Below are 25418 nucleotides of genomic sequence, written 5' to 3'. Positions count from 1 at the left end.
CAAGTATTAGAAAGTGTACTTCACACCTACTTTTAAACGCCAAGCGGAATCTTGCGTGTAGAAAGTATCCCAGTTGTTGGTGTTGGTAGATGGGTTGCCATACACATATTGACGTGTTGCTGGGTCAATAGTGAATTCAAACAACTCGATAGTACCGAAGTTACTGCCGTATACCTTACCTTTGGTGCTATCTAGTAAGTTCAGGAAGTTATCGATAGTGAAGTAAACTAAACCTTTATGGCCTTCAACTAAACCTGGGATTTCTTGACGGATACTTAAATCAAGCGTGGTTACCCAAGGCGTGGTGCTGACACCACGTGGTAAATAACCACCGGCATATTGATCCAAGCCCAGCGCATTAATGGTGTTGAAGAATGTGGCTTCAGCTGCTGCTGAGGCAAAACGCACATTTGGATCACCTTGCGTTGGGATGTACGGTAACAATGCATCACCAAAGGTACCCGGGCTGATCAAACCATATGGATCTGGCAGACCTGCAACAGCATTACCATCAGCATAGTAAGTAATTGGCTTACCTGAACGACGCTCGAAGAACATGTTCACGTTAGTTTTGTAACCGGCGAACAGTTCAGTTTCATAACCGAAGTTAATCACGAAACGGTGCTCAGTTTCAAACGCTGAACGGCCTACGATAGCTTCGTTACGGTTAATTGCGGTGTTGAAACCGTAGTTACTACCGGCAGTTGAACTGGTGCTGGTGTGTGAATCCGTAATATCTTGATTGGTGTAAGACGTAGTTAATGAAACACCACTATCCCACTTTTTAAATAATACTGTGCTGAAGATTTTAGAACGGCCGTCTTTGTCTGCGTTGGTGAGCATTAAGTCGGTCGTTGTGCCATCTGGGTCGTTATAAATGATACGGCCGCCATCCAGCGTTGTGCCATCTTCGTCACCCGTTAAGCTCGCATCAATCCAGAATGCGGTGTTTTCAGCTTTTTTGTACATTACTTCAGCTGTCCACAGAATATTGTCACCAATAATGGGTAGATCGAAGCTGTAATCAGTCGCTAACTGGAAACGCCAATCTGAAGGCAGTTTAAAATTAGGATCGGTGAAGTTAGTGCCCGCGAAACGTGTTGAGTTAGCAACGGTGTTTAACACATTTTGTGGGATCTCAGTGATACTGATGTTAGATAAATCTGCGCCACTTCTTAACGTCACTTCACCAATACCTACACCTGGGTTTGAGTAAGAGTTAGATACCCAAACGGTAGGCTGACCACCAGAGAAACGTCCGACACCACCGCGAACCACTAAGTCATCAGCAGCATCCCAAGTAAAACCAAAACGTGGTAACACGATACCCGTGCCATCTAAGTTTTCAGTGTTAGGGAAACCCGTGCGCGCTTCAGACTGGCTGTTAGCTTTAGGTGTGTCACTTGATGCCAGCATCTCATAACGAATACCCATATCTAACACTAATTCTGGTGATACAGCCCATTCATCGTGAACATAAATGGCATGCTCATCACGAGTAAACGCTGCTGCAGCATCAACTGGATTTAAGCTAGTGGCGTTTTGGTAACGTAAGAAAGAAGCTTGACGATTTGCAAAATCAGCGATGCTGGCGAATTGATATTCACCTTTAGTGCGCTGTAAGAACAAGTTATAGATGTCTAAGCTTTTATACTGATAACCGAAGTTAATGCTGTGATCACCTAACAAGTAATCGGCATCCATAGCTAAGATTAATGATTCTTTTTTCAGTTCATTTGAGTGACGAGAAACGTCTGAACCAATAGCAATGTTACCGGTTGGGGTGAAAATGGTGACATCACCGAAATCACCGTACGATGCTTGTGTTGTCGGGTTATCGATATAAGTAATGCTGAACTGAGTAGAGAAGTCTGGCGTCCAATCTGAATAAAGTTTAAACGCATAGTTGTTTAACTCTTCTACCCGATCGTACCAGTGAGAAGATAAACGTAATTCACCGGCAGCACTTGAGGTGTTAGAGGTACGGTTACCTTTGCTATATTGATAGGTAAAAGCAGCACGATGGTCATTGTTAATGTTCCAGTCTAACTTTAACAAGAACTTTTCATCGTCAGTGACAGGAGAGATATCCCAAGCACCGGCATCTACACCGTAAACATCACGGGCAATTTGTTGAACTTGTAAATACTGAGCATTGGTTGCGTCAGTTTGGTTAGGCGCACCTGAACCTGCTGGGCCCCACTCAATTGGCGTATCCGCTTCATAAAACTCGTAAGACGCGAAGAAGAACAATTTATCTTGAACAATAGCGCCGCCTAAGGTTGCACCATAGGTTGTTTCATCGAAGGCTAACGGGATATCTTGACCACGGTTTTTCGGCGTGCCGGCCAAGCTGTCATTCTGTGTTTCGTAGAACAAAGAACCAAACATGTCATTCGCGCCTGACTTGGTCACCGCGTTAATTTTTGCACCTTGGAAACCGCTGTCTTTAGCGTTAAAAGGGGAAACGTCGATAGTAACTTGATCGATAGCATCTAAAGAAATAGGTGAACGCGTCGTTGGATAACCGTTAGCGTTCAAACCGAAGTCATCGTTTTGCGCAATGCCGTCAACTGAAATGCTGTTAAAACGTGGGTTAGTACCGGCAACGCTTAACTCACCGTCTTTAGACGATAAAACCGCTAATGGGTTGTTACGAACGATATCTTTAATGTCACGGTCAAAACTTGGTGCGTTGGCAATGTCAGCCGCGCCAAAGTAGCTGCTGCTACCTGTGTTATTACCAGTAGAAAGCGCACTGCCTGTAACTGCAATACGTTCAACTTGAGAAGACTCAAGCTGTGCATTTAAACGAAATGTCTCACCTAAGGAAATAAAAATATTTTCGTAAGTTTTTGTACCTTCGTTACTGGTGATGGTTACAGTGTAAGGGCCGCCAACACGTAAACCAGAACTAGAGAAAGCACCTGAGTCGTTAGACACAGCAACAGAACGAGTACCTGAAGGTACGTGCAGAATTTCTACACGTGCATTAGAAGCAATTTGTCCAGTAGGGCTGACAATATTGCCGCGAATGGCAGAAGATGTATCGGCATAAGCCAAATTACTGACACCCAAGGCGAGTGTCACTGCCAACGCTAAATGTTTAATTTTCATATCGTTTTCACCTGGTAGTTGTGGGTTCTTAGCTAAATCCGATTTAGTTTTGTAAGATTGCTATCAATCTGCTGGCGAGCATAACGGACAAATATGTCATTTTCGTTACGTTTACCAAATTACGGGAACTTTTCTATTGTTCTATTGCCAAAGCAAATCCCGTCATACGATTGTAACATGACTGATTTCTGATGCGAATAATATGAGGCAAAAACGCTCAAAAAATATCTTTTTTTGGCGATTAATTACCGATAAGCGCTTTTCTTCATAAGCTATTCATATTTCTACTGTAAAATTGCTTAACAAATCTTTAGACAACCTCATCACTTCTCGATAGCTTCACTCACTTGGCGAGTCTAATGATAGGCTGTTAATCTTTAGGTAACGTTATGCATATAAATGTAATTAATGTTTTTATTATGGCGATGTTCACTATGCTGCCCAGCTCACTCTTAGCACAACAAACGCTGAAAGTTGCCACCTTTAATGTCAGTATGGAAGCCGACAATTATCTGAAAAAGGGTGAAAAAGGCAGCCCTCAGGTATTAATGGATGTGCTCGCCAGCAAAAATCATCCGCAAGTAAAAAACATTGCGGCGATTATTCAGCGCGTAAGGCCTGATATCTTGTTACTCAATGAATTTGACTATATTGCCGATCCTGAGCAAGGCGTGCAGGCGTTTATCAATAATTATCTGCAGCAAGCTCAAGCCGGTAGTAAAGCTATCGATTATCCCTACTTTTATTACCATACCGTTAATACCGGTCAACCCAGCCCTTATGATTTGGATAACAACGGTAAAGCGACTGGGGTTGGCAACGATGCTTGGGGCTTTGGTTTTTATCCCGGACAATATGGCATGGTCTTGTTGTCTAAATACCCTATCGTTACTGAGCATGTGCGCACATTTCAGCATTTTAAATGGAAAGACATGCCACAGCATTTGCCCACGTTACAAGCGGATGGCAAGCCTTGGTATAGTAAAGAAGCTTGGCAAGAGTTTCCGTTATCATCCAAGTCACATTGGGATGTGCCGGTATTAGTGGGCGGCAAAACGGTGCATTTGCTGATTAGTCACCCTACGCCCCCTGTTTTTGACGGCCCGGAAAATCGCAATGGCAAACGTAATCACGACGAAATTCGCTTCTGGACTGATTATTTATCCGCTGAGACTTCAGGTTATATTTACGATGATCAAGGACAGCTCGGTGGTATTGCACAACAGCAACCCTTTGTGATCTTGGGTGATTTAAATGCCTCAGCCGAAGGCGAAGGGGATGCCTTATTAACCGGCATTGCGGGCTTAACAAGCCACCCGAGCGTTAACAATAGCGTGGTGCCACAAAGTGCAGGTGGGTTAGAGCACAGCCCAGATCGTGAATTTGCGGCAAGTCACACTGCCAGTTGGCGGATGCGTGCTGATTATGTTTTACCATCGAAGCAGGGATTCAACATTAAAGACGCAGGTGTTTTTTGGCCCGCAAAAGATACCGCTGATTATTATTTGATTGGCACCCGAGAAGCCAGCTCAGACCATCGTTTAGTCTGGCTGGAACTCGAACTTACCGCGAATTAACGCTTAGCCAACGACAACACATGTACTGTGACTTCTTCTCGGTCATGGTACAAGTGTTTTACTTGTAACTCGTAACCTAAACCAGCCTGCTGTAAAATCTGTTCAAAATCAGCAAGGATTTCTTTGACCGTTTCGTAACGGCGTTTCATCGGCAATTTTAAGTTAAAGATCGTTTCCTGACACCAGCCTTTCACTAACCACGACGCAATTAAAGGAGCAACCCGCTGCGGTTGTTCAATCATGTCGCAAACCAACCAATAGACATTACGTTTCTTCGGTTCAAATTTAAAGCCATCCACCGTCTGGTGTTTAACTTGCCCGGTGTCCATTAATGAATCTGCCATCGGACCGTTATCAATAGCCGTAACCATCATGCTGCGTTTGACTAATTGGTAAGTCCAACCTCCCGGGCTTGCGCCTAAATCTACCGCATTCATGCCCGGCGCTAAACGGGTCTCCCATTCATCGCGCGGAATAAAACTCAAAAACGCTTCTTCTAGTTTTAAGGTACTGCGACTGGGCGCCTCTGCTGGAAACTTTAAGCGTAGAATGCCGTTTTCTAAAGAAGAGTTGTTTTCTGGGTAAGACAGGCCCAAATAGCCTTCGTTACCTGATATTAAAAACAAATGCAGCACTGCAGCACGCTTTTGCTCTTTGGGTAACATCACGCCCGCTTGGCGTAAAGCTTGACGCAAAGGTACCGTAAATTTACGCGCTAACGTCGACAAGGTTTTACCATCATTGGTATCTGGAAATTCCACCCGTAGCTCACCGCAACTGGTTACTTCTTGAGCTAAAGCGGCTTCTAACACCGGTGCAATACGATCGGTTGCCGGTAAGGTTAAGGGCTCGGCCAATAACAGGATCCATTGACGGATAAAGATAAAGTCACGAAAGTCAAAATCACGATAAAACGCTCGTAAACTGTCTGCGTCGTAAGCCTCGAAAATAACAAAAGCGCTATTGGCTTTTAATTTACAAAAGCCAAAGACGTTAAAGGCTGCTGCCTGATCTTGAATTTCTGCCGCACATTCTTTCTCAAAACCTGCACGACAATAAAGCATTAACTGTTTCATTGATTAATCCCTGCGCCAGTTGGCGATTGCGAAAACCAGCCAGCCTAAAATAAAACTTTGACCGCCTAATGGCGCCAAAGCAGAAAAATAACCGGGTAATTGCAAAGCCCCGGCAAGTAACGTCCAACAAAATAACCAAATTCCCAGCTGCCATAACACTGCGGTTAAGGCTAATAAGCGACTGCCGGTTTTACTATCTAGCTGCAGCAAAGCTAAGCTATGCAACGCCAGTAATGCCAAGGCAATCACGATACGTGTTGACGCATCGGGTGACAGTGCGCTTTGCCATAAATGCATCAGCAAAGCCGCTAAAGCCACCACCGCCGCACCATATAATGCCGCTAAACTACGGCTGAGTTTCATCCAAAATTGCATCAATGTACCTTCGAGTAATGCTAGCCGCTTCAATAATAAGCGAAGCTTGCGACTGACCACTGCTTTTTAACGGTTTAAAATCATGGTCGCCACTGTTTAACCAGTGCAGAACTACGCCAGGCCAATGTTTAGCGGCCACCTCATTTCGCTTGCCAAAAGGGTCGCGTTCGCCTTGCAAAATCACTAAGGGGACAGTCAGTTGACTAAAATGCGCCGTTCGCCAAACACTTTTACCCGGCGCATGAAACGGATAACCATAAACAAAGCAGCCCGCCAACATTGCCGCAGCCTCTGGATCTGCCGCTAACATAGAGGCAATACGCCCGCCCATTGACTTACCCGCAATAAAACAAGGCTGACCATCGCGGGTAAACTGCTGTAATGCCGCCATTAATTCAGGTTGCAACAAAGTGGCTTTGGGCGGCGGCCGTCGACTGCCACCGTCTAGTCGAGTTTGCATATAACCAAAATGAAATAAGCTTACTTCAATTTGCTCTGCAAAGAGCGCTGAACAAAGTTGCTGCATAAAGTCGCTGTGACAAGATGCCCCCGCCCCATGCGTTAATAACAACTTTACCGCTGTTTTACTCATCCAGCGCTACCGCATTGGTAAAATGCTGCTCGGTAAAATCGGCTTGCTCGGCCAACACCATATCAAGCATCCATTGACGAAACGCGGCAATTTTCCCCAATTCGGTTTGGCTTTCACGATGCACTAAGTAGTACGAGTCTTTGCTGATCAACACATGATTAAACGGCACAAACAATCGGCCAGAAGTGATGTCGGGCCGCGCTAACACATTATGCGCCAAGGCAACACCTTGACCATGAATAGCAGCCTGCAGCACCATCGATGAGTGACTGAAAATAGGCCCTTGATTCACATTAAAGTTTTTAAAGCCTTGGCTTGAAAACCACGATTTCCAAGCGCGGCGAGAGCCATCATGCAATAAGTTATGAAAGCGTAAATCGTCTGGCTCAAGTAATGGCTTACTGCCGTTAAGTAACAGCGGCGAACATACCGGTAATAAGTATTCGGTATGCAGCTTTTCGGCCACCAGATTACGCCAATTGCCACGGCCATAATAAATCGCGACATCGACATCATCGGTCAAAGAGCCTTCGTCTAAATCTACCGCTTTAATACGCACATCGATATCAGGGTGCAACTCGCTAAACTGGTTCAAACGCGGCACTAACCATTGAATAGCAAAGCTTGGCTGCAAGCTAACCGTTAACGCGCCTTTGGCACCACGCGCTAACAGCTTTTCAGTGGCGTCGTGTAATTGTAGGAAAATCTCTTTAATGTCTAAAAAATAACTCTGCCCTTCTTCCGTTAAGAGTAAAGAGCGGTTTTTACGCATAAAAAGTTTCAGCCCAAGATGATCTTCAAGCGCTTTAATTTGATGACTAATCGCAGCCTGAGTGACATACATTTCCTCTGCCGCCTTGGTAAAACTAAGATGCCGGGCGGCAGTTTCAAATGCCTTTAAAGCGTTAAGCGGTGGCAGACGGCGAGCCATAAAAATCCATTCATTAATTAGTCATCAGGCAAGTTCAAGATAAGCAGCAATGCGGTTTAGCACGGTGATTACTGCGGTTTGTAGCCTTCAATCTCAACGTCTTGGCCCTCAAATAAAAAAGCCACCATCTGCTCTTCTAACAGTTTACGATGTTCAACATTCATCATATTTAATTTTTTTTCGTTAATCAGCATCACTTGCTTAGTTTGCCATTGCGCCCAGGCTTCTTTACTGATGTTATCAAAGACTCTTTTGCCTAATTCACCTGGGTAGAACTGAAAATCTAAACCCGGTGCTTCTTTTTTCAAAAACTGACAATAAACCGTACGACTCATAAACTCATTTCCTTAATCAGGCGAATACACAGCGAGTTGCTGCAGCAGTTGTTTTGCCGGAGCAGACAAGCCAACCTCAGGTATGGGGTCTATTGTAAACCAAGTTGCTGTAGATTGCTCCTGTACCATTGCGGGTAAGCGCTCAAGCTTGAGCAGCATGGGTTGGATCCATAAATGAAAATGGCTAAAAGTATGCCGAAACCCGGCCAACTCATGCTGTGGCATTGCGGCTAAACCTTGCAGTGCAAGATACTCATCACGTAACTCGGCACTGTTAAACTCTAGAAAACCAAATAAGCCGCCCCACAAACCACTCGCTGGGCGCTGCAACATATAAACTTGCTGCTGATGTTGTAATAGCAACCAAAAACTTTGCTTCTCGGGTATGGTTTTTTTCGGTTTTTTGCCCGGATACAAGGCTTGATCACCTTGTAATGCCGCCAAACAATGTCGTTGCAGTGGGCACTCGGCGCAGCGCGGTTTACTGCGACTACAAATTAAGGCGCCCAAATCCATCATACCCTGGTTAAATTCAGCAAAAGTGTCGGCTGGGGTCAATTGCTCTGCCAACTGCCAAAGTTGTTGCTCTACCTGTTTTTGTCCTGGCCAGCCGGCAATACCGGCGAAACGCGCTAAGACTCTTTTACAGTTACCATCTAAAATGGGGTAATGCTGACCCAGCGCCAGCGATAAGATGGCGCCCGCCGTAGAACGCCCAATACCAGGCAATGCAACAATCTGCTGGAAATCAGTAGGGAATTGCCCCGCATGCTCGGTAACAATTTCAACCGCCGCTTTATGCAGATTACGTGCTCGAGCGTAATAACCTAAGCCAGTCCACAGATGTAACACCTCGTCAATCGGCGCTTGCGCCAAGCTTTGAATATCAGGGAAACGCTGCACAAAACGTTCAAAATACGGGATCACCGTTGCTACCTGCGTTTGTTGCAACATCACTTCCGATAGCCAAGTTTTATAAGGGCTTTTTTGCACTTGCCATGGCAAGTTATTGCGACCATGTTGCCGTTGCCAATGCACCAATTGCTCGGCAAACCACGTTGCGTACTGCACTATTTATTCTCCTCAAAGCTGCTTGCTATGCGCCGCCTAATTATGCTGCGGCGCAGTGTAGCAGATCAGCGCTATTTTATTAGGTTGAGCTTGAAGGCTATTCCAAGGATAATACGCCCCCATTTAGTGTACGGAGCAAAAAATGAGCACAGAGGACAACAACGCGCAGCGCGAGCAAAATGCATCGCCATCAACTGAAACCCCCTATCTGCGACGGATCCGCTCTTTTGTGCTGCGTGAAGGCCGCCTAACTAAAGGTCAGCAACATGCTCTAGATAACTATTGGTCAGAATACGGCATTGATTATCAACCCAGTTTACTTGACCTTGACCAAGTGTTTGCGCGCTCAGCGCCACGAGTACTTGAAATCGGTTTTGGTATGGGTAAATCGCTGGTGGCGATGGCGCAAGCGGCGACCGATCATGATTTTATCGGCATTGAAGTGCATCGGCCTGGTGTGGGCGCTTGTTTATCAGAAGCGGTAACACAACAAGTTAAAAACTTAAAAGTATTTGAGCATGATGCGGTAGAGGTTTTAGCGCATATGATCCCAGAGCAAAGCTTGGATACCGTGCAGCTGTTTTTCCCCGATCCATGGCATAAAAAACGCCATCACAAGCGTCGCATTGTCCAAGCTGAATTCGTGCAAGCACTGCGCAGTAAACTGAAAATAGGCGGCGTGTTTCATATGGCCACCGATTGGGAAAACTACGCTGAGCATATGCTAGAAGTCATGCAACATGCCGAGGGATTTAGTAATTTATCGGCGAGCAATAACTATGTCGAGCGACCAGAACATCGCCCGCTGACCAAATTTGAACAACGTGGGCAGAAACTTGGGCATGGTGTTTGGGATCTTATGTTTAAAAGGATAAGTTAATGCTTGCTAACACCAGTCAGCTGATTTTACGTAACCTCGCCGATTTAACTGGCGCTGTTCTTTTTGTTGAGCCTGAAGCCGACCTACTGTCGCATCAGTTGCACGAACTATCTTCGTTCAGCTGTTTTACCACTGATGCGGCGGTCAATCATCAATGGCAACGCGCAGCTAAAAACGTTTACTTTAGCGCCGAGCCGAAGTTTACAGAACAATTTAATACCGTGGTGCTTTTCTACCCCAAAAGCAAAGAGCAACTGGCGGGCACCCTGCAATTAATTAGCGGCGCTTTAGCCGCGGACGCACAGCTATTTTTAGTGGGTGATAATAAAGGCGGTATTAAAAGTCTGGTCACGCACGCCGAGAAATTGGGTTTGCATGCGCACAAATTAGATAATGCCAAGCATTGTTTATGGTTTTCATTAAGCGGAGCGCTTGATTCTCTTCCTGCAAACCGGCTAAGTGAGTTCTCACTTACCTTAGCTAATAGCCCCCTTAAGGTGTGTTCGCTACCCGGCGTGTTTAATCATGGCAAACTGGATAAAGGCACGGCATTGTTGCTTGAACATGTAGCGCATATTCAAGATGGCATGGTGCTCGACTTTGCTTGTGGTGCCGGCATTATTGGTGCCTATTTAAAACAGCAGGCACCGGCCATTGAATTATACTGCTCTGACATCTCCGCGTTAGCCGTAATGGCAACGGTTGCGACGTTAAAAGCAAATGGTTTAAAAGGCGAAGTGGTCGCGGCGGATGGTTTGCCGGCACAGCCCTTAACCTTTAAACATATTGTCAGCAACCCGCCGTTTCATACTGGGATTAAAACCGATTACAGCATCAGCGAAGCCTTGATCAGTCAAAGCGTACAACGCCTGCAAAAAGGCGGAACGCTGACGGTAGTGGCCAATAACCACTTAGCTTATCAGCAACTATTTGAACAAGCCTTTGGTAAAGTTAACGTTCTGGCGAAACGCCATGGTTTTGTGATATACCAAGCGGTAAAGCATTAATGTAAAGGTTAATTATGCCGATTGGAGCACGATTATTGTTACTGTTGCTCTTAGCCTGCAGCGCCGAGTTATCGGCTGAGCAGGTTAAGAGTTGCTTACAGTCAAGTTTGCGTACTACCGCCTGCCCACATCAAATTTATCGAGCCGTGCAATTGCCCGATGTGAATAAAATGGCGGTACGCTGTATTTGCGTAACCGATTTTAGCCCATTGCTCGCCCCCGCCACGACACCTGAAGCGCGACTTGCTCAACTACGTTTAAAGCAGCAATTACAAAGCGATTTACCGATTGAGGTTGAAGCGATATTACAAGTGTTACGACGTGAGCGTTAAGCCGGTAACAGCACCAGACGATGAGCAAAACCCCCTAAATGCTCTTCCGGCTGTTGCATTAAAACTGGCACGAGATACAGCTCGTTCTTATCAACCCAAAAAATAGCATTTTGCGTAAACAATCGCCCAAGTGCAATCGCTTGGACTTTATCGCACAACACCATCCAACTTCTTTCTTCAAAGGAACGATCTGGGGCCGAGCCGATAACCGACCGATACGCTAAGCCGGTTTGCTGCAACTGTGCTTGCAGTTGTTTATCCAGCAAGCGGTTGTACACGGCTGGTGCATTTACTCCTGCGGGGTTTTGTGCACTGACAATGGCAAAGCTAAGATGCGTGGCTAAACGTTGATGACATAAAAAGATACTGTTTTTGTAATGTTGCCACAGTTCCATCATCACGCTCCTTACTGATTGCTCGTGATTACTATAAACCGCGAAAATAATTTTTCCAGTAACTCTTTGCAAAAAGCCAATATATGTTTAGCATCAAACGCTAGTTTAGTGTGTCAACAAGGAAGTCCTGCCTTCAATATGACAGTTAAAGCCCGAGCCACCTCAATGAAAGCCGCTTTAATTTGGTTAGTCATGCTGATTTGTAGCATTACTTTGGCGTTAACCTTGTTTCTGACGAATTATCTGGACTACCTGCGACAAAACACGCAACAACAAAACCAATTCAGTTCCTTGCTCAACATTATTGCAGTGAATGCCCAATCCAGTTTACAGCACGATAATCCAGAACGAGAAGAACAACGCCTAAAAGCATTAAACTCGATACCAATGATTAAATATGTCCATATTTATCAATGGGATGCCACTGAGAACAAACTCAATTTTTTTGCCAGTTTTAATAAAGCAGATAGCGCTGCTTTGCCATCCCAACAGCATCGAGTCGAACACTTAACCACGCTAGCGGTTAACGATGATTTGATGGAACAAAGCAAAGCCATCATGCTTAATAACAACTTGCTTGGTTATGTTTATTTAAGAGCCAGCCGCCAAGAACTGTTAAGCTCGCAGCGCCAGCAAACACTGATAAACCTGCTGATTGCCGCCATGGCGTTGATATTATGCTTTTTTCTGGCATTTAAGCTTTTAAAATACTTTACCAAACCTATTAATACCTTATTGGCATTAGTGCATCAGGTCGCACGCAGTAAAGACTACAGTGTGCGTGCCCCAGCCACCGAATTAACCGATTTTAATCAGCTAAACCGGGCCTTTAATACTATGATGGATCGTATTGAAAATGAGCTGCACAAACGCGAACACGCCGAGCAAGAAATTAAACAATTAAACCAAAACCTCGAGCAGACAGTGACTGAGCGTACTCTGGCATTAAAAACTTCCAATCAAGAGTTATTGAACACCCTCGCAACCTTACATAAATATCAAACGCAAATTGTCGAAACCGAGAAAATGGCCAGTCTCGGGCAAATGGTGGCGGGCATTGCCCATGAAGTGAATACCCCTATCGGGCTAGGCGTGACCGCCTCAACCTTAATGCAAGATCGTATTCAAGATATCGAACGGGCATTTGCCGATAAAAAACTCACGGCTAATCAGTTAGAACGCTTTTTGGCTGATAGCAAAGAAAACCTTGGCATCATTTATCGAAATTTAGAACGAGCGGCCGGTTTGATCAGCAGCTTTAAACAGGTAGCGGTAGATCAGTCTAACGAAAATCAGCGGCGTTTTAATTTAAAACAGCTGATCAATGAGGTGTTATTGTCATTAAGACCTCATTTGAAAAAAACACCGCATCAACTGACGGTGCAATGTCCAGACGACTTATTTATTATCAGCAAACCTGGGCCCATCAACCAAATCTTAATTAACCTGATTATGAACAGTCTTATTCATGCTTACGAGCCTACTAGCCAAGGCCATATTCTGATCAGTGCCGAGCAGCGCCAAAATCGCTGTTACTTGTGTTACAAAGATGATGGTAAAGGTGTGCCTGAGCATATTCGTAAACGTATTTTTGATCCCTTTGTTACCACTAAGCGCGGAGAGGGGGGCAGCGGTTTGGGTATGCACTTGGTCTACAACCTTGTTACTCAAGCTTTAAATGGCAATATTTACCTAGATAGTCAATTAGGAAACGGCGTAACAATTGATATCGACTTCCCCACCAGCGCACAGCCGCTGAATAAGTAATTTCATTAACGATTGAATTATATAGACTTAGTTATGCTCTAATCGGCAGTATCGGCAAATGTTAACAAAAATCTTGTTAACATTTGCCGTTTTACGCTATAATTAGCACTAATTTGACAACACAACGTCAAGTTTCCTGCATTTAAAAACTTAACTTTTACACTTCCTATATAAGGTTTAACTCCAATGCAAACACCTGTGATTCTAGTCGTTGAAGATGAAGAAGTTACCCGATTAAATCTGGTAAGTCTGTTCCAGGGAGAAGGTTATGATGTGATCGAAGCCATTAATGGCGATGAGATGCACAAAAAACTGGAGGAAAATCAAGTCAATCTAATCGTGATGGATATTAATCTGCCTGGTAAGAATGGCTTAATTCTGGCGAGGGAGTTACGCCAAAAAGAAAATATCGGTCTGATCTTTTTAACCGGTCGGGATAGCGAAGTCGATCGCATTTTAGGCTTAGAAATTGGCGCGGATGATTATTTAACTAAACCGTTCAACCCGCGTGAATTGACCATCCGTGCTCGTAACCTGCTAGGCCGTACCTCTGCTCAGCCCGTAGTGGAAGAACATAAAAGTGTCTTAAAGTTTAATGGTTGGACATTAGACGAAAACAGCCGCAATCTGACGTCACCAAGCGGCGTTGCACGTCGGCTACCAAAAGGTGAGTATCGGGCATTACGTCTGATGTTAGACACCCCAGGTAAAATCTTTACTCGCGAGCAGCTGATCCGTCATATGACAGGTCGTGATTTACGGCCAAACGATCGGACTGTCGATGTCACTATCCGCCGTATTCGTAAACACTTCGAATCTGACGTGGATAGCCCAGAGTTAATCAGCACCATCCATGGTGAAGGTTACCGCTTTGTGGGTAAACTCGAGAAGTAATTAGTAACGTTCGATATATTGCTGCAGAGCAGTTAAATGCTGCTCTGTAGTAAAATGTAACTCCAAGATCCTTCGCTCTAAACCTGCTTGCTGTAAACTCGTTTCTTCTAATTGTCGTGCCTGCTCTTGCACCCAACGTAAACCAACCGCTGCCGCAGCGCCTTTAAGCTTATGCGCATTAGCTGCAAGATCTTCTTGATGCTGTTGTACTACCGCCTCTAATAATTTATTGATATAACCCGGTAACAGCTGCGAAAACAACGTCGCGCTGCGTTGCATGCCCTCTTTACCTAATGACTGCAGATAACTTTGTAAGGTCTTATCATCAAGAATGGCATCATCTTGCGTTGCCGTATCATCTTTAGTCTGAGCCTGCTCTAACTGTAAGCGCTTTAACGCACTGGGTGAAAACAGCTCAGCTAATAATAAATCTAACTTATCCGTATTTAGTGGCTTACTTAAAGCACCATCTAAGCGAATGTCGCTTAGTGCTTGCTGCGCTTTTCGCACATTAGCACTGAGCATGACAATCGGTAAATTCGCCAAATGCGGCTCGGCACGAATATGTCTGGCAATCACATCCCCATCCATATCAGGTAATTGCATATCGAGTATCACCAAATCTAAATCATCTTCTGTATCCAGTAAGGCTAAGGCATCCTCGCCTGTTTCAGCGTGGATCACGCTATGACCACGTTGCTCGAGTAAGGCAATGGCAATATCGGCGTTTAGCGGCACATCCTCAATGAGTAAGATGGTGAGCTCAGGGCACGCAACCGGCTCAACTTTGGCGGGTGCATCGGCACTAATAATCGGTAAACCGACAATAAAGCAGCTACCCGTGCCTTGTTGGCTTTGCACGCGAATAGTCCCTTGCATCGCTTCAACCAGCGCGCGTGATACCGATAAACCAATACCTGAGCCGACAATACTTAAGCGATGACCATCTTGCGATTTATAATACATATCAAAGATCCGCTCTTGCTCATGCTGCGCAATGCCAATACCGGTATCACTGACGCTAAGCAGTAACGACTCATCAATAATTTGACAGTCTAACTGTACCTGTCCTTGACGCGTGAACTTAACGGCGTTGCTCAGTAAATTCCATAACACCTGCCGCAGCCGCGTGGCATCTAACAATAAATAACAATCCGGGTTGCCGCTGGTGGTTAGGCTAAACTCAAGCCCCTTTTGCTGACAAATTAACTCAGCAAAATTGGCGATATCTTGTAAAAAGCGCTGCAGGTGAACACTTTGATAAATAATATCGAGCTCACGCCGATCAATTTTATCGAGATCGATAATATCGTTAAAAATATTACCCAACGTCTCGGCACTGGTAAAAATAGTATTGGCCCAGCTAAATTGCTCGGTCGACAAATTGCTGCTGAGTAAACGGCGCGATAAACCGACAATGCCATTTAACGGCGTACGCAGTTCATGACTTAAAGTGGCAATAAATTGGCCTTTATCTTGATAGGCTTTTTCTAAGGCTTGTTCGGCTAATTTACGCGAGGTGATATCGCGCCCAAACCCTAACAGACCGATATACCGCCCTTGTCGATCATAAAAAGGCAGATGACGCATTTCAAACCAACTAACTGAATCGTCAGCTTGTTTAAATTCGATATCTAGCGTTAATTCGGTTTCAGGTGATGGTAAGCCATACTCAGACAAGATTGCCGCTTGTGGGCTATCAAAAGCATACAGCTTCGTTAAATCTTGCCCAATTAATTCGTGCATTGGCCGCGCCATAATGCTTTCAAACATTTTATTGCAACTGGCTAATAAGCCCTTTTCATCGCGGTAATAAAAGAGATCGGGTGAGCTATCAACAATCGAGCGGATTAATAAGCTTTGCTCAGCTAACTCCTGCTCAGTTTTGCGCCGCTCGCTAATTTCTTTTCTTAACTCTTCAATGGCTCGGCGTTTTGCTTCAAACGCTTTTTTCCGCTCTTCAATTTCAAAGTTAAGCTGGCGTATATTTTCTTGCATCGATTGATTGAGTTGCCGCTCAGCTTGCGCAGAATCATCAACAAAACGCAAAGCGCCATCGAGTTTCAGCACTAAGTAAAACACCACCATCATCACGGAAGACAATAGCGGTACAACGTAAATCAGTAATAACTGTAATTCGTGCAAGATCACTTCACGATCAAACACCGCGGTATAAGCAACATAACTGAGTAATACCAGCGTCGCTAACAGCACCACTAATAATATGCCTAATGGCCAATGCCCCCAATGCCGCACTCGGCTGGCAAATGCTTTAATTTGAGGGTGAACGGGGTTTTGCATATGGAACACATTCCTGCTGTTTTGGGCTACGCGGCCAGCGATAACATCGCTATTAAAGCAAAAGAAATCACCTTAAAAGAAAGGCTGAATAAATTTTACCAGATAAGCAAACAGCCACTAAACTTACTAAGGTTAAGATTGACCTAGAGTAGCGGTTATTGCTTGCTTTGCCAATGCTGTGGCCGTGGCGCTCAGCTCGCGGGCTCAGTAGTAAGTAACGCATAATTATTTGACTGTGATTAATAACAAGCAGTTGGATCTGTAAGGGCTACTTTGTTGTAGCGGTTAAAAGTCACCAGCTTGGATTACAGCTTTACAAGGTAGCGCATAACTTAAGTGAAAACTGCACAAGCTCAGCATTAATGCCGTATTCAAAGGGTAAATCTCGCTTGCAATTTCACTAAAATATCGGTATACCTGTTAGCCTTTGAAAGTATAGATGGCTAAAAACGCAGATAAAAGCACGCTACAACTAGCTCTTCTTTTAACACTGCCGCACGGTTTTCACCGTAGCATCACAAATAAAAATCAGAATAATAATTCAAAAATAGTAAATATTTATTTTTTTCAGGATAAGTTTGGAGGCGTGTCATGGCGTTATATCAGCATAGTCAGGCAAGAGAGAACTGTGGCTTTGGGCTGATTGCGCACCTAGAGGGTGTCGCCAGTCACCGCATTGTTAGAACAGCTATCAATGGTCTGGATCGCATGCAACATCGCGGCGGTATTTCTGCCGACGGTAAAACCGGCGATGGTTGCGGCCTATTAATGCAAAAACCCGACAGTTTTTTTCGGGCGATAGCAGAAGAAAATCAGTGGAACCTGGCCAAAAAATATGGCGTAGGGATGATCTTTTTAAGCGCAGATCCGGTTAAAGCGGCCTTTGCTAAAGACATTATCAACAAAGAAATTGCCCGTGAAACACTCACTTTAGTAGCATGGCGCACCGTACCTGTTGATGCCAATGTGCTCGGCCCTTTGGCCTTGAGCTCAATGCCAAAAATTGAACAAGTGATCGTTAATGCGCCACACGGCTGGGGTGATCACGATTTAGAACGTCGACTTTATATGGTTCGTCGCCGGGTTGAACAACAACTGGCTGAAGATGACGATTTTTATATCCCTAGCTTTTCTTCACTGGTGACGGTGTTTAAAGGCTTGATGATGCCGGCAGACTTGCCAAAGTATTATCTCGACTTAGCCGATATTCGCATGGAAACCGCCATTTGCGTGTTCCACCAACGTTTTTCTACCAATACCATGCCGCGCTGGAAATTAGCACAGCCTTTCCGTTTCTTAGCGCACAATGGCGAAATAAATACCATCACGGGTAACCGGCAGTGGGCTCGCGCCCGGCAATACAAATTTGCCTCGCCACTATTACCTGACTTATTAGATGCAGCGCCCTTTGTCGGCCAAACAGGCTCGGACTCAAGCTCTTTAGATAATCAGCTTGAGTTGCTATTAGCCGGCGGTATGGACTTATTCCGTGCGATGCGTTTACTCGTGCCGCCTGCTTGGCAGGGTAATAAGGTGATGGATGATAATCTTAAAGCCTTTTACGAATTTAACTCCATGCATATGGAGCCATGGGATGGCCCAGCGGGTATCGTGTTAACCAATGGCCAGCATGTGGCGTGTAACCTGGATCGAAATGGCCTGCGCCCTGCTCGCTTTGTGATCACGCGCGACAAATTAATTACCTTGGCTTCTGAAGTAGGTATTTGGGACTACACCCCAGACGAAGTGGTGGAAAAAGGTCGAGTTGGCCCAGGCGAAATGCTGGCAATCGACACCATCAATGGCAAGATCTGGCGCTCAGATGAAATCGATTTAGATTTAATGCAACGTCACCCCTATCGCAGTTGGTTGACCGAAAACGTGCAGCGGCTGGTGCCATATGAGCAGTATGAAACAGACTTAATTGGTAAGCGGGCCTTTACTGACGATGAAATGTTGGTGATGCATAAACTGTTTAACTACAGTTATGAAGAAATCGACCAAGTGATGACGGTGTTAGCTAAAGATGGTCAAGAAGCCGTTGGCTCTATGGGTGATGATACGCCAATGGCCGTGTTATCGCGCAAGCCACGCACCATGTTTGATTATTTCCGCCAGCAGTTTGCACAGGTAACTAACCCACCTATCGACCCATTACGTGAATCGCATGTGATGTCATTAGCGACCAGTATTGGTCGAGAGCACAATGTGTTCAGAGAAACCGCCGGTTATGCACGGCGTATTCAGTTTGAATCTCCGGTACTGATGTATTCAGATTTAAAACAACTGAAACAAGCCGACGATAAATATTATCGCCATCAAATTTTCTCGCTAAATTTTGATCCTGCCAAGCTAAGCTTGCAGCAAGCCGTGACCAATTTGTGCCAAGACATTGTGACCGCGGTGCGTGAGCAGCAAGTGGTTTTGGTGATTTTAACCGATCGCCGGATCAGCCAAGAATTATTGCCCATCCCCGCAGCCATGGCGGTCGGTGCCGTGCAACAAGCATTGGTGAATGCGCAGTTACGTTGTGACTCAAACATCATCATTGAAACTGCCGCCGCCCGTGATTCTCACCATTTCGCGGTATTAATTGGCTTAGGCGCGACGGCCATTTACCCGTTTTTAGCCTACGAAACCGTAGAACAGCTGGTTGAGAAAGGTAATGTGACGCTAAGTGCACGTCAGGCGGTGTTGAATTACCGTAAAGGGATCAACAAAGGCTTGTACAAAATCATGTCGAAAATGGGGATCTCTACGGTGGCAAGCTACCGTTGTTCAAACCTATTTGAAGCCGTGGGCATTCATGCCGAAGTGGTACAGCAATGCTTTGCTGATATTTCTTCACGCATCAGTGGTGCAAGTTTTGCCGACTTCCAGCAAGATGCGCAACAACTGGCGAATATCGCTTGGTTAAAACGCAAACCGATGAATCATGGTGGCTTACTAAAATATGTACACGATGGTGAATACCATGCTTACAACCCTGATGTGGTGCAAACGCTACAAAAGGCTGTGCGCAGTGGCGATTACAAAGAATATCAACAGTACAGTGCCTTAGTTAATCAGCGGCCTATCGCGCATATTCGTGATTTATTTCAACTAAAACCGGTAGCGACACCGCTGCCATTAGCCGAAGTTGCTGCTGCAGAACACCTATATCCTCGCTTTGATAGTGCGGCAATGTCGATTGGTGCTTTAAGCCCAGAAGCGCATGAAGCCTTAGCGATTGCCATGAACCGTTTAGGCGGTCGTTCTAATTCTGGCGAAGGCGGTGAAGATCCACGGCGTTTCGGTACAGAAAAGAACTCGAAAATTAAGCAAGTGGCTTCCGGTCGTTTTGGTGTCACTCCGCATTACTTAGTCAATGCCGAAGTTATTCAAATCAAGGTTGCGCAAGGTGCTAAACCGGGTGAAGGTGGTCAGCTGCCGGGCGAAAAAGTCACCGCCGAAATTGCCCGTTTACGTTATTCAGTTCCGGGCGTGACGTTAATTTCGCCTCCTCCGCACCATGACATCTACTCGATTGAAGATTTAGCGCAGCTGATTTTCGATTTAAAACAAGTTAATCCACAAGCGCTGATCTCGGTTAAATTGGTATCAGAGCCTGGCATCGGTACTATTGCCACCGGTGTGGCGAAAGCCTATGCCGATTTAATTACTGTTTCTGGCTATGACGGCGGCACGGGCGCTAGTCCACTGACCTCAGTAAAATATGCCGGTAGTCCATGGGAGCTGGGTTTAGCAGAAGTTCATCAAGCGTTAGTGGATAACGGTTTACGGGATCGCGTGCGCTTGCAAGTTGATGGCGGCCTAAAAACCGGCTTAGACGTGGTTAAAGCTGCCATCTTAGGCGCTGAAAGCTTCGGTTTTGGTACTGGGCCTATGGTGGCGCTGGGCTGTAAATTCCTGCGGATCTGTCACTTAAACAACTGTGCTACGGGTGTGGCCACTCAAGATGCCACGCTACGCCGTGATCACTTTAATGGCTTACCTGAAATGGTGATGAACTATTTCACATTCTTAGCCCAAGAAGTTCGTGAACTGATGGCGCAGTTAGGGGTGACTGAACTCACTGAGCTAATTGGTCGCACTGATTTACTCGACCATAAAGCTACCGAAACACTGAAACAAAGCCGTTTAGATTTATCACCGATCCTGGAATCTAGTGGTGTGAAATCCGATAAACCGCTGTTTTGTGTACAAAACAATACGCCATTCGATCCGGGTGCGTTAAACCAGTTATTGGTTGAAAAGTGCCAGCAAATGGTCAGCCGTAAAACCGGTGGTCAATTGAACTTACCGATCCGCAATACCGATCGTTCCGTCGGCGCGGCCTTGTCGGGCTTAATTGCTCGCCAGCATGGCAATCAGGGCATGGCAACCGATCCGATCCGCGTTAAGTTTGTGGGTACTGCGGGTCAAAGCTTTGGTGTTTGGAATGCCGGTGGCTTGCATTTATCTTTGCAAGGCGATGCCAACGATTATGTCGGCAAAGGCATGACCGGTGGTCAAATTGCCATCTTCCCAGCAAAAGGCGCCAGCTTTGCTAAAAACGGTTTTACCATTGCCGGTAATACCTGTTTATACGGTGCGACTGGTGGCCGTTTATATGCTGCAGGTCAGGTAGGTGAACGTTTCGCGGTGCGTAATTCGGGTGCCCTGGCGGTAGTCGAAGGGACCGGCGATAACTGCTGTGAATATATGACAGGCGGTGTTGTGGTGGTACTGGGTTGCACCGGCGTGAACTTTGGCGCAGGTATGACCGGTGGTTTCGCCTATTTGTTAGATGAGCAAGATGATTTAGCGTTACGCTTAAATGCCGAATTGGTTGAAGCCCTCGAGGTCGAAACACCGATCCTGCAAGAACATTTGCGCAGCTTGTTACATCAACATGTTGAAGAAACAGGCAGTGACAAAGCGCAGCGTATTTTAAATGATTTTACGCATTATTTACCGAAGTTTAAGCTGGTTAAACCTAAAACCAGCGATGTAAATACCTTGCTTGGCCACCGCGCTCGCTCTTCAGCAGAGCTGCGTGTTCAAGCGATGTAAGGGAGACGTTATGGCTCAGAATGTATACCAATTTATTGACGTAAAACGGATTGATCCGCCAAAACGCTCACTAACAGAAAGAACGATTGAGTTCGTTGAAATTTATCAACCTCTGACCGCCACTCAGGCAGAGGGTCAGGCTGACCGCTGCTTAGATTGCGGTAACCCCTATTGCGAATGGAAATGCCCCGTGCATAACTATATTCCGCAGTGGTTAAAGCTGGCTAACGAGGGCAAAATTGTTGAAGCGGCAGAATTGGCGCATAAAACCAACAGCTTGCCTGAAGTGTGCGGCCGGGTTTGCCCACAAGACCGTTTATGCGAAGGTGCTTGTACCTTGGATGAAGGCTTTGGTGCGGTAACTATCGGCAGTATTGAAAAATATATTACCGATAAAGCCTTTGCGATGGGCTGGCGGCCCGATTTATCGGCGGTGGTTAAAACCGATAAGAAAGTCGCGGTTATAGGTGCAGGCCCGGCGGGTTTAGCCTGTGCGGATGTGTTAGTTCGCAATGGTGTTAGCCCGGTGGTATTTGATCGTTATCCTGAGATTGGCGGCCTGCTGACCTTTGGTATTCCGCCGTTTAAGCTGGAAAAAAGCGTATTACAACTGCGCCGTGAAATCTTCAGCGAAATGGGTATCGAGTTTAGGCTTAATACCACCGTCGGCGTAGATGTCAGCTTCGACAGCTTACTGGATGAATACGATGCGGTTTTCTTAGCCTTAGGCACCTATACCCCGATGAAAGGTGGCTTACTTAATGAAGACGCCGCTGGCGTTTATGAAGCCTTGCCATTTTTGATCGGTAATGTGAATAACCTTATGGGTTGGCAAACCGAGCATCCTTTTGTCAGCTTAAAAGACAAAACGGTCGTGGTATTAGGGGGCGGTGATACGGCGATGGACTGTGTTCGCACTTCGATCCGCCAAGGCGCGCATAAAGTCAGTTGTGCTTATCGCCGCGATGAAGCCAATATGCCTGGTTCACGCAAAGAAGTGCAAAATGCCCGCGAAGAGGGTGTTGAGTTCTTATTTAACTTACAACCTTTGGGTATCGAGTTAAACGACGCGGGCCAAGTGTGTGGTGTTAAAGTGATCAGCACACAATTAGGTGAGCCAGATGCCAAAGGGCGTCGCAGTGCCGAGCCGGTGCCAGGTTCAGAACAGATACTTCCCGCCGATGCGGTGGTCATTGCCTTTGGTTTTCAACCAAGCCCACCAAAATGGTTAGTTGATATGGGTATCGCCTTGGATAACAAAGGCCGGGTAGTCGCCAGTGAGCAAAGCCCTTATGCTTTACAAACCAATCAGCAAAAAGTGTTTGCCGGTGGTGATATGGTATTAGGCTCTGATCTGGTGGTGACCGCCATCGCCCAAGGCCGTAAAGCCGCAGAAGGTATTTTAGATTATCTGCAAGTCTAATTAACACCTAAGTTGTCACTCACCGCTGTTGTGTTAAGCACAATAGCGGTGAGCTCTTCCCCTTCAATATACCCTTTGTCTATGGCTATTTCCGGTCACTTGCTACTGCCGTTCAGCTTTTAACGACTCGTTTAGCCTTATTACATAGCTAACAAGGCTTAGGAAAGTACCCTGCGACAACATGCTTCATCGCTGTAAAATAAATGTACGTTTTACTGGCATAAAAGCGCCATTTCATTCAACAAAAAATGCTAAAATAGCTGTCAATTATGGCGTAAAACTCCGCTCAGGCGGATCGCATGGCCAACAGCACCAACGTTAGCTAACAGGGGAATAAATGCGTTTATCATGTTTGAGTGTGTTACTTTTTTCGACCTTACTCAGTGCTGAGCAACCCCTGTCAACGCCAGTGCAGGTTGTCAACTCTGCCGCAGAGTCAATACCTGAAACTCGCTCTGCAGAGACGACTCAAACCAGCCTCCCCGAGACAGATGAGGCTTTGAATAGTTTAAACGCGCCGCTGCCCGCTTTAGCGACTGAGCCCTTAGTCCTTCCGATATCAAAGCCGGAATTACCGATGCTGCCGCCTGCAGATTACGATGTGATGTTACTCGGCGGCGGTATGCCGATTTGTAGCTCACTGGCCCCGGCCCATTGTGCTGAAGAGGCGAGTTTTAGTGCGCTGGCTAAAACGCAGCTGCGCTATGCCTTAGATCCGAGTCAATTACAATTATTGGCTGCTGCACCTATTTTTAGCAGCGAGCGTCAAGCTTTACAGCAACAAGTGGTGGCCTTGCTTAGTCTGTTACAAACCACCTTTAATGGTGAATTTACAGCGACAGAACTGACGACCCTTTGGCGAGCCTTACCCGCACAGCCCGAGAGCGATGCACTCAGTGGTGAAGCCTTGTGGCAAGCGCTTTCAGAGCGTGAACACAAAGCAATTTTAGATTACCTTGAAGTGGCGACTTTCAGCGCTGATCGGCAATATCGCTTAACCGAGCAAGCAGACTTAGCCAATTCGCTTGATCAACAAGCCGTGGCCTTATACCAACAGTTAGTGAGTTTAGCGACAGCGAAAGCCACGAGCAAAGGCCGCAGCCAAGCAAAAGTATTGCTGATCACCGCCGCGGCAAGTGACCCCTTTGCCAGCGTCGATCTGTATTTAGATATTTTTCGACAAGCGGGCGCAGAAGTGGCTTGGCTACCGCTAAACGCAGCGTTAACCCGGGCGCTCAGCAGTAAAAATTGTGCAGCTTTAGCTGACGCTTTCGCCGAGCAGCATGGCCGCTATCGTCGCGAGCAAGTGTATGCCGATCGCTTTGCTTATCAACAACAGCTCTGTCAAAAAGGCGAAAACGAGCTGATTAAACACATCCAGCAAGCCGATGCCTTATTTTTTAGTGATGGTGATGTAACGCTATTAACCGCGGCACTACGCCAAGCTGACGGTACCGCAACCGCCGCGCTTAATGCCATCTTGGCCGCTTTACAACAAAACAGCCTACTGCTTGCAGCAAACAATAACGCCGCAGCGGCCTTGAGTGGCGGTCAGTTATTTGCTACTGCTCCGATCCCGATGTTAAGCAGTGGCGACAGTTATCATGCCCTGCAATATGGTGCCAAAGCTGCCGCTGCGCCTTGGCAAGGCTGTCAGAAAGAACAGCGCTGCCCAAATAATAGCAGTGAGCGACAGCTGACTTATGCCACAGATGGCGGGCTAGGCTTATTTCCACTGGGTATCGTAGACACACAGTTTGCTGAGCGTGGCCGTCAAGCCCGATTACTGGTGCTGCAACAAGCCAGTCAAAGCCGCTTTGGTTTTGGTATTGACGAGAACACGGCGTTATTAGTTGATTTAAGCCAATGGTCGGAGGCAAAGGCCCAGTTAACGGTGGTTGGCAGTGGTGATGTGACCCTTAGCGTACTGCAGCCAGAATCGACGCCCAATGTGCTATTGGCAAGCCATTACTTGCTTAGTGCTGGCGATACTATGCTGTGGCAAACAACTGAACCGCAGCTGTTTCCGGCAAACGACAAAATGGCATTAACGCAATTAGCAGAGCCGTTGCGCAGTAAAAGCCCGATCTTTACTCGAAGCCATTTCCGTGAATTTAGCCGTTCGCTCTGCCGCAGTAACTTAATCAGTGCCAGCATCAGTGAGCCGCCTTACACGATTAAGCTAACGAAGCAGGATAACTGTTATCAAGCCGAGACAGGTAAACTGAGCTATCGGCAATTGTTCCGCATTATTAACCCGGATTAACGGCGATAATAGGCTTGCCCCAGG

18 protein-coding genes are annotated in these 25418 nt (G+C 46.1%); 9 read left to right on the top strand and 9 right to left on the bottom strand.

What is annotated here, in order from left to right; translation table 11 throughout:
• Positions 1-6: 6 nt before the first annotated feature.
• Entirely contained in the window at positions 7-3117 is a 3111-nt protein-coding gene (locus LMJ53_RS12475) for a TonB-dependent receptor (protein WP_229586460.1), read from the bottom strand.
• 389 nt (positions 3118-3506) lie between these two features.
• Here LMJ53_RS12475 and LMJ53_RS12470 point away from each other — a divergent pair, with 389 nt between their 5' ends.
• Positions 3507-4694, top strand: coding sequence for an endonuclease/exonuclease/phosphatase family protein (locus tag LMJ53_RS12470; RefSeq protein WP_229586458.1), 1188 nt, complete (start codon positions 3507-3509; stop codon positions 4692-4694).
• Here LMJ53_RS12470 and rlmM read toward each other — a convergent pair.
• The 6 genes from rlmM to mutY form a co-directional block, all read right to left on the bottom strand.
• The gene (gene rlmM, locus LMJ53_RS12465; RefSeq protein WP_229586456.1) at positions 4691-5770 is read right to left on the bottom strand and encodes a 23S rRNA (cytidine(2498)-2'-O)-methyltransferase RlmM; all 1080 of its coding nucleotides are present in this window, start codon (positions 5768-5770) and stop codon (positions 4691-4693) included. The genes LMJ53_RS12470 and rlmM overlap by 4 nt on opposite strands.
• 3 nt (positions 5771-5773) lie before the next feature.
• Positions 5774-6145 carry a DUF423 domain-containing protein gene (locus LMJ53_RS12460; protein ID WP_229586454.1) on the bottom strand — a complete coding sequence of 124 codons (372 nt, stop codon included), beginning with the start codon at positions 6143-6145 and terminating at the stop codon, positions 5774-5776.
• Positions 6117-6737 carry an alpha/beta family hydrolase gene (locus LMJ53_RS12455; RefSeq protein ID WP_229586453.1) on the bottom strand — a complete coding sequence of 207 codons (621 nt, stop codon included), beginning with the start codon at positions 6735-6737 and terminating at the stop codon, positions 6117-6119. Before LMJ53_RS12455 ends, LMJ53_RS12460 begins: the two co-directional genes overlap by 29 nt.
• Positions 6730-7668 carry a transcriptional regulator GcvA gene (locus LMJ53_RS12450; protein WP_226752298.1) on the bottom strand — a complete coding sequence of 313 codons (939 nt, stop codon included), beginning with the start codon at positions 7666-7668 and terminating at the stop codon, positions 6730-6732. Before LMJ53_RS12450 ends, LMJ53_RS12455 begins: the two co-directional genes overlap by 8 nt.
• 68 nt (positions 7669-7736) lie before the next feature.
• The gene (locus LMJ53_RS12445) at positions 7737-8003 is read right to left on the bottom strand and encodes an oxidative damage protection protein (protein WP_229586451.1); all 267 of its coding nucleotides are present in this window, start codon (positions 8001-8003) and stop codon (positions 7737-7739) included.
• Positions 8004-8015: 12 nt separating this feature from the next.
• A complete protein-coding gene (gene mutY / locus LMJ53_RS12440) occupies positions 8016-9074 on the bottom strand; it encodes an A/G-specific adenine glycosylase (RefSeq protein ID WP_229586450.1) in 1059 nt (352 codons plus the stop codon).
• A 142-nt stretch (positions 9075-9216) separates the two neighbouring features.
• Between mutY and trmB the strand changes: the two genes are divergently transcribed.
• The 3 genes from trmB to LMJ53_RS12425 are packed head-to-tail and all read left to right on the top strand — an operon-like array spanning position 9217 to position 11293.
• Positions 9217-9954: a tRNA (guanosine(46)-N7)-methyltransferase TrmB gene (gene trmB / locus LMJ53_RS12435; protein WP_229586448.1), complete on the top strand. Its 738-nt coding sequence runs from the start codon at positions 9217-9219 to the stop codon at positions 9952-9954.
• Positions 9954-10961, top strand: a complete 1008-nt coding sequence (locus tag LMJ53_RS12430) for a methyltransferase (RefSeq protein WP_229586447.1) — start codon at positions 9954-9956, stop codon at positions 10959-10961. The genes trmB and LMJ53_RS12430 overlap by 1 nt, the downstream gene beginning before the upstream one ends.
• Positions 10962-10975: 14 nt before the next feature.
• Complete coding sequence (locus tag LMJ53_RS12425) at positions 10976-11293, top strand: hypothetical protein (protein ID WP_229586446.1); 318 nt, start codon at positions 10976-10978, stop codon at positions 11291-11293.
• Here the strand turns inward: LMJ53_RS12425 and LMJ53_RS12420 are convergent.
• Positions 11290-11691: a DUF3293 domain-containing protein gene (locus LMJ53_RS12420; protein ID WP_229586444.1), complete on the bottom strand. Its 402-nt coding sequence runs from the start codon at positions 11689-11691 to the stop codon at positions 11290-11292. The two genes, LMJ53_RS12425 and LMJ53_RS12420, sit on opposite strands and share 4 nt — an antisense overlap.
• A 135-nt stretch (positions 11692-11826) precedes the next feature.
• On the opposite strand from LMJ53_RS12420, the gene LMJ53_RS12415 reads away from it, so the two are divergent.
• Both LMJ53_RS12415 and arcA read left to right on the top strand, forming a co-directional pair.
• Positions 11827-13455, top strand: coding sequence for a sensor histidine kinase (locus LMJ53_RS12415; protein ID WP_229586443.1), 1629 nt, complete (start codon positions 11827-11829; stop codon positions 13453-13455).
• Between the two features lie 186 nt (positions 13456-13641).
• On the top strand, positions 13642-14349 hold the full coding sequence (gene arcA / locus LMJ53_RS12410) for a two-component system response regulator ArcA (RefSeq protein ID WP_226752290.1): 708 nt from the start codon (positions 13642-13644) through the stop codon (positions 14347-14349).
• On the opposite strand, the gene LMJ53_RS12405 is transcribed toward arcA, so the two are convergent.
• Complete coding sequence (locus LMJ53_RS12405; protein ID WP_229586442.1) at positions 14350-16650, bottom strand: ATP-binding protein; 2301 nt, start codon at positions 16648-16650, stop codon at positions 14350-14352.
• 591 nt (positions 16651-17241) lie between these two features.
• Here LMJ53_RS12405 and gltB point away from each other — a divergent pair.
• The 3 genes from gltB (at position 17242) to LMJ53_RS12390 (ending at position 25394) form a co-directional block, all read left to right on the top strand.
• On the top strand, positions 17242-21705 hold the full coding sequence (gene gltB, locus LMJ53_RS12400; RefSeq protein ID WP_229586440.1) for a glutamate synthase large subunit: 4464 nt from the start codon (positions 17242-17244) through the stop codon (positions 21703-21705).
• A 10-nt stretch (positions 21706-21715) separates the two neighbouring features.
• Positions 21716-23128 (top strand): FAD-dependent oxidoreductase, encoded by a 1413-nt coding sequence (locus LMJ53_RS12395; protein WP_229586439.1) that lies wholly within the window; start codon positions 21716-21718, stop codon positions 23126-23128.
• A gap of 337 nt (positions 23129-23465) precedes the next feature.
• Positions 23466-25394: a hypothetical protein gene (locus tag LMJ53_RS12390; RefSeq protein WP_229586438.1), complete on the top strand. Its 1929-nt coding sequence runs from the start codon at positions 23466-23468 to the stop codon at positions 25392-25394.
• Positions 25395-25418 lie beyond the last annotated feature (24 nt).

Origin of the sequence: Rheinheimera sp. UJ51 (assembly GCF_020819615.1) — a bacterium.
Classification (GTDB): Bacteria; Pseudomonadota; Gammaproteobacteria; order Enterobacterales; family Alteromonadaceae; genus Alishewanella; species Alishewanella maricola.
Note: the sequence above shows the minus strand (reverse complement) of the source record. Positions and strands in the feature narration are given on the sequence as shown.

Bases quoted from the DNA above. Each gene is read 5' to 3' on its own strand.
- LMJ53_RS12460 (WP_229586454.1), bottom strand. From the start codon at position 6,145: ATGCAATTTTGGATGAAACTCAGCCGTAGTTTAGCGGCATTATATGGT.
- rlmM (WP_229586456.1), bottom strand. From the start codon at position 5,770: ATGAAACAGTTAATGCTTTATTGTCGTGCAGGTTTTGAGAAAGAATGT.
- arcA (WP_226752290.1), top strand. From the start codon at position 13,642: ATGCAAACACCTGTGATTCTAGTCGTTGAAGATGAAGAAGTTACCCGA.
- LMJ53_RS12455 (WP_229586453.1), bottom strand. From the start codon at position 6,737: ATGAGTAAAACAGCGGTAAAGTTGTTATTAACGCATGGGGCGGGGGCA.
- LMJ53_RS12415 (WP_229586443.1), top strand. From the start codon at position 11,827: ATGACAGTTAAAGCCCGAGCCACCTCAATGAAAGCCGCTTTAATTTGG.
- LMJ53_RS12450 (WP_226752298.1), bottom strand. From the start codon at position 7,668: ATGGCTCGCCGTCTGCCACCGCTTAACGCTTTAAAGGCATTTGAAACT.
- gltB (WP_229586440.1), top strand. From the start codon at position 17,242: ATGGCGTTATATCAGCATAGTCAGGCAAGAGAGAACTGTGGCTTTGGG.
- trmB (WP_229586448.1), top strand. From the start codon at position 9,217: ATGAGCACAGAGGACAACAACGCGCAGCGCGAGCAAAATGCATCGCCA.
- LMJ53_RS12470 (WP_229586458.1), top strand. From the start codon at position 3,507: ATGCATATAAATGTAATTAATGTTTTTATTATGGCGATGTTCACTATG.
- LMJ53_RS12390 (WP_229586438.1), top strand. From the start codon at position 23,466: ATGCGTTTATCATGTTTGAGTGTGTTACTTTTTTCGACCTTACTCAGT.
- LMJ53_RS12395 (WP_229586439.1), top strand. From the start codon at position 21,716: ATGGCTCAGAATGTATACCAATTTATTGACGTAAAACGGATTGATCCG.
- LMJ53_RS12475 (WP_229586460.1), bottom strand. From the start codon at position 3,117: ATGAAAATTAAACATTTAGCGTTGGCAGTGACACTCGCCTTGGGTGTC.
- LMJ53_RS12445 (WP_229586451.1), bottom strand. From the start codon at position 8,003: ATGAGTCGTACGGTTTATTGTCAGTTTTTGAAAAAAGAAGCACCGGGT.
- LMJ53_RS12405 (WP_229586442.1), bottom strand. From the start codon at position 16,650: ATGCAAAACCCCGTTCACCCTCAAATTAAAGCATTTGCCAGCCGAGTG.
- LMJ53_RS12420 (WP_229586444.1), bottom strand. From the start codon at position 11,691: ATGATGGAACTGTGGCAACATTACAAAAACAGTATCTTTTTATGTCAT.
- LMJ53_RS12430 (WP_229586447.1), top strand. From the start codon at position 9,954: ATGCTTGCTAACACCAGTCAGCTGATTTTACGTAACCTCGCCGATTTA.
- LMJ53_RS12425 (WP_229586446.1), top strand. From the start codon at position 10,976: ATGCCGATTGGAGCACGATTATTGTTACTGTTGCTCTTAGCCTGCAGC.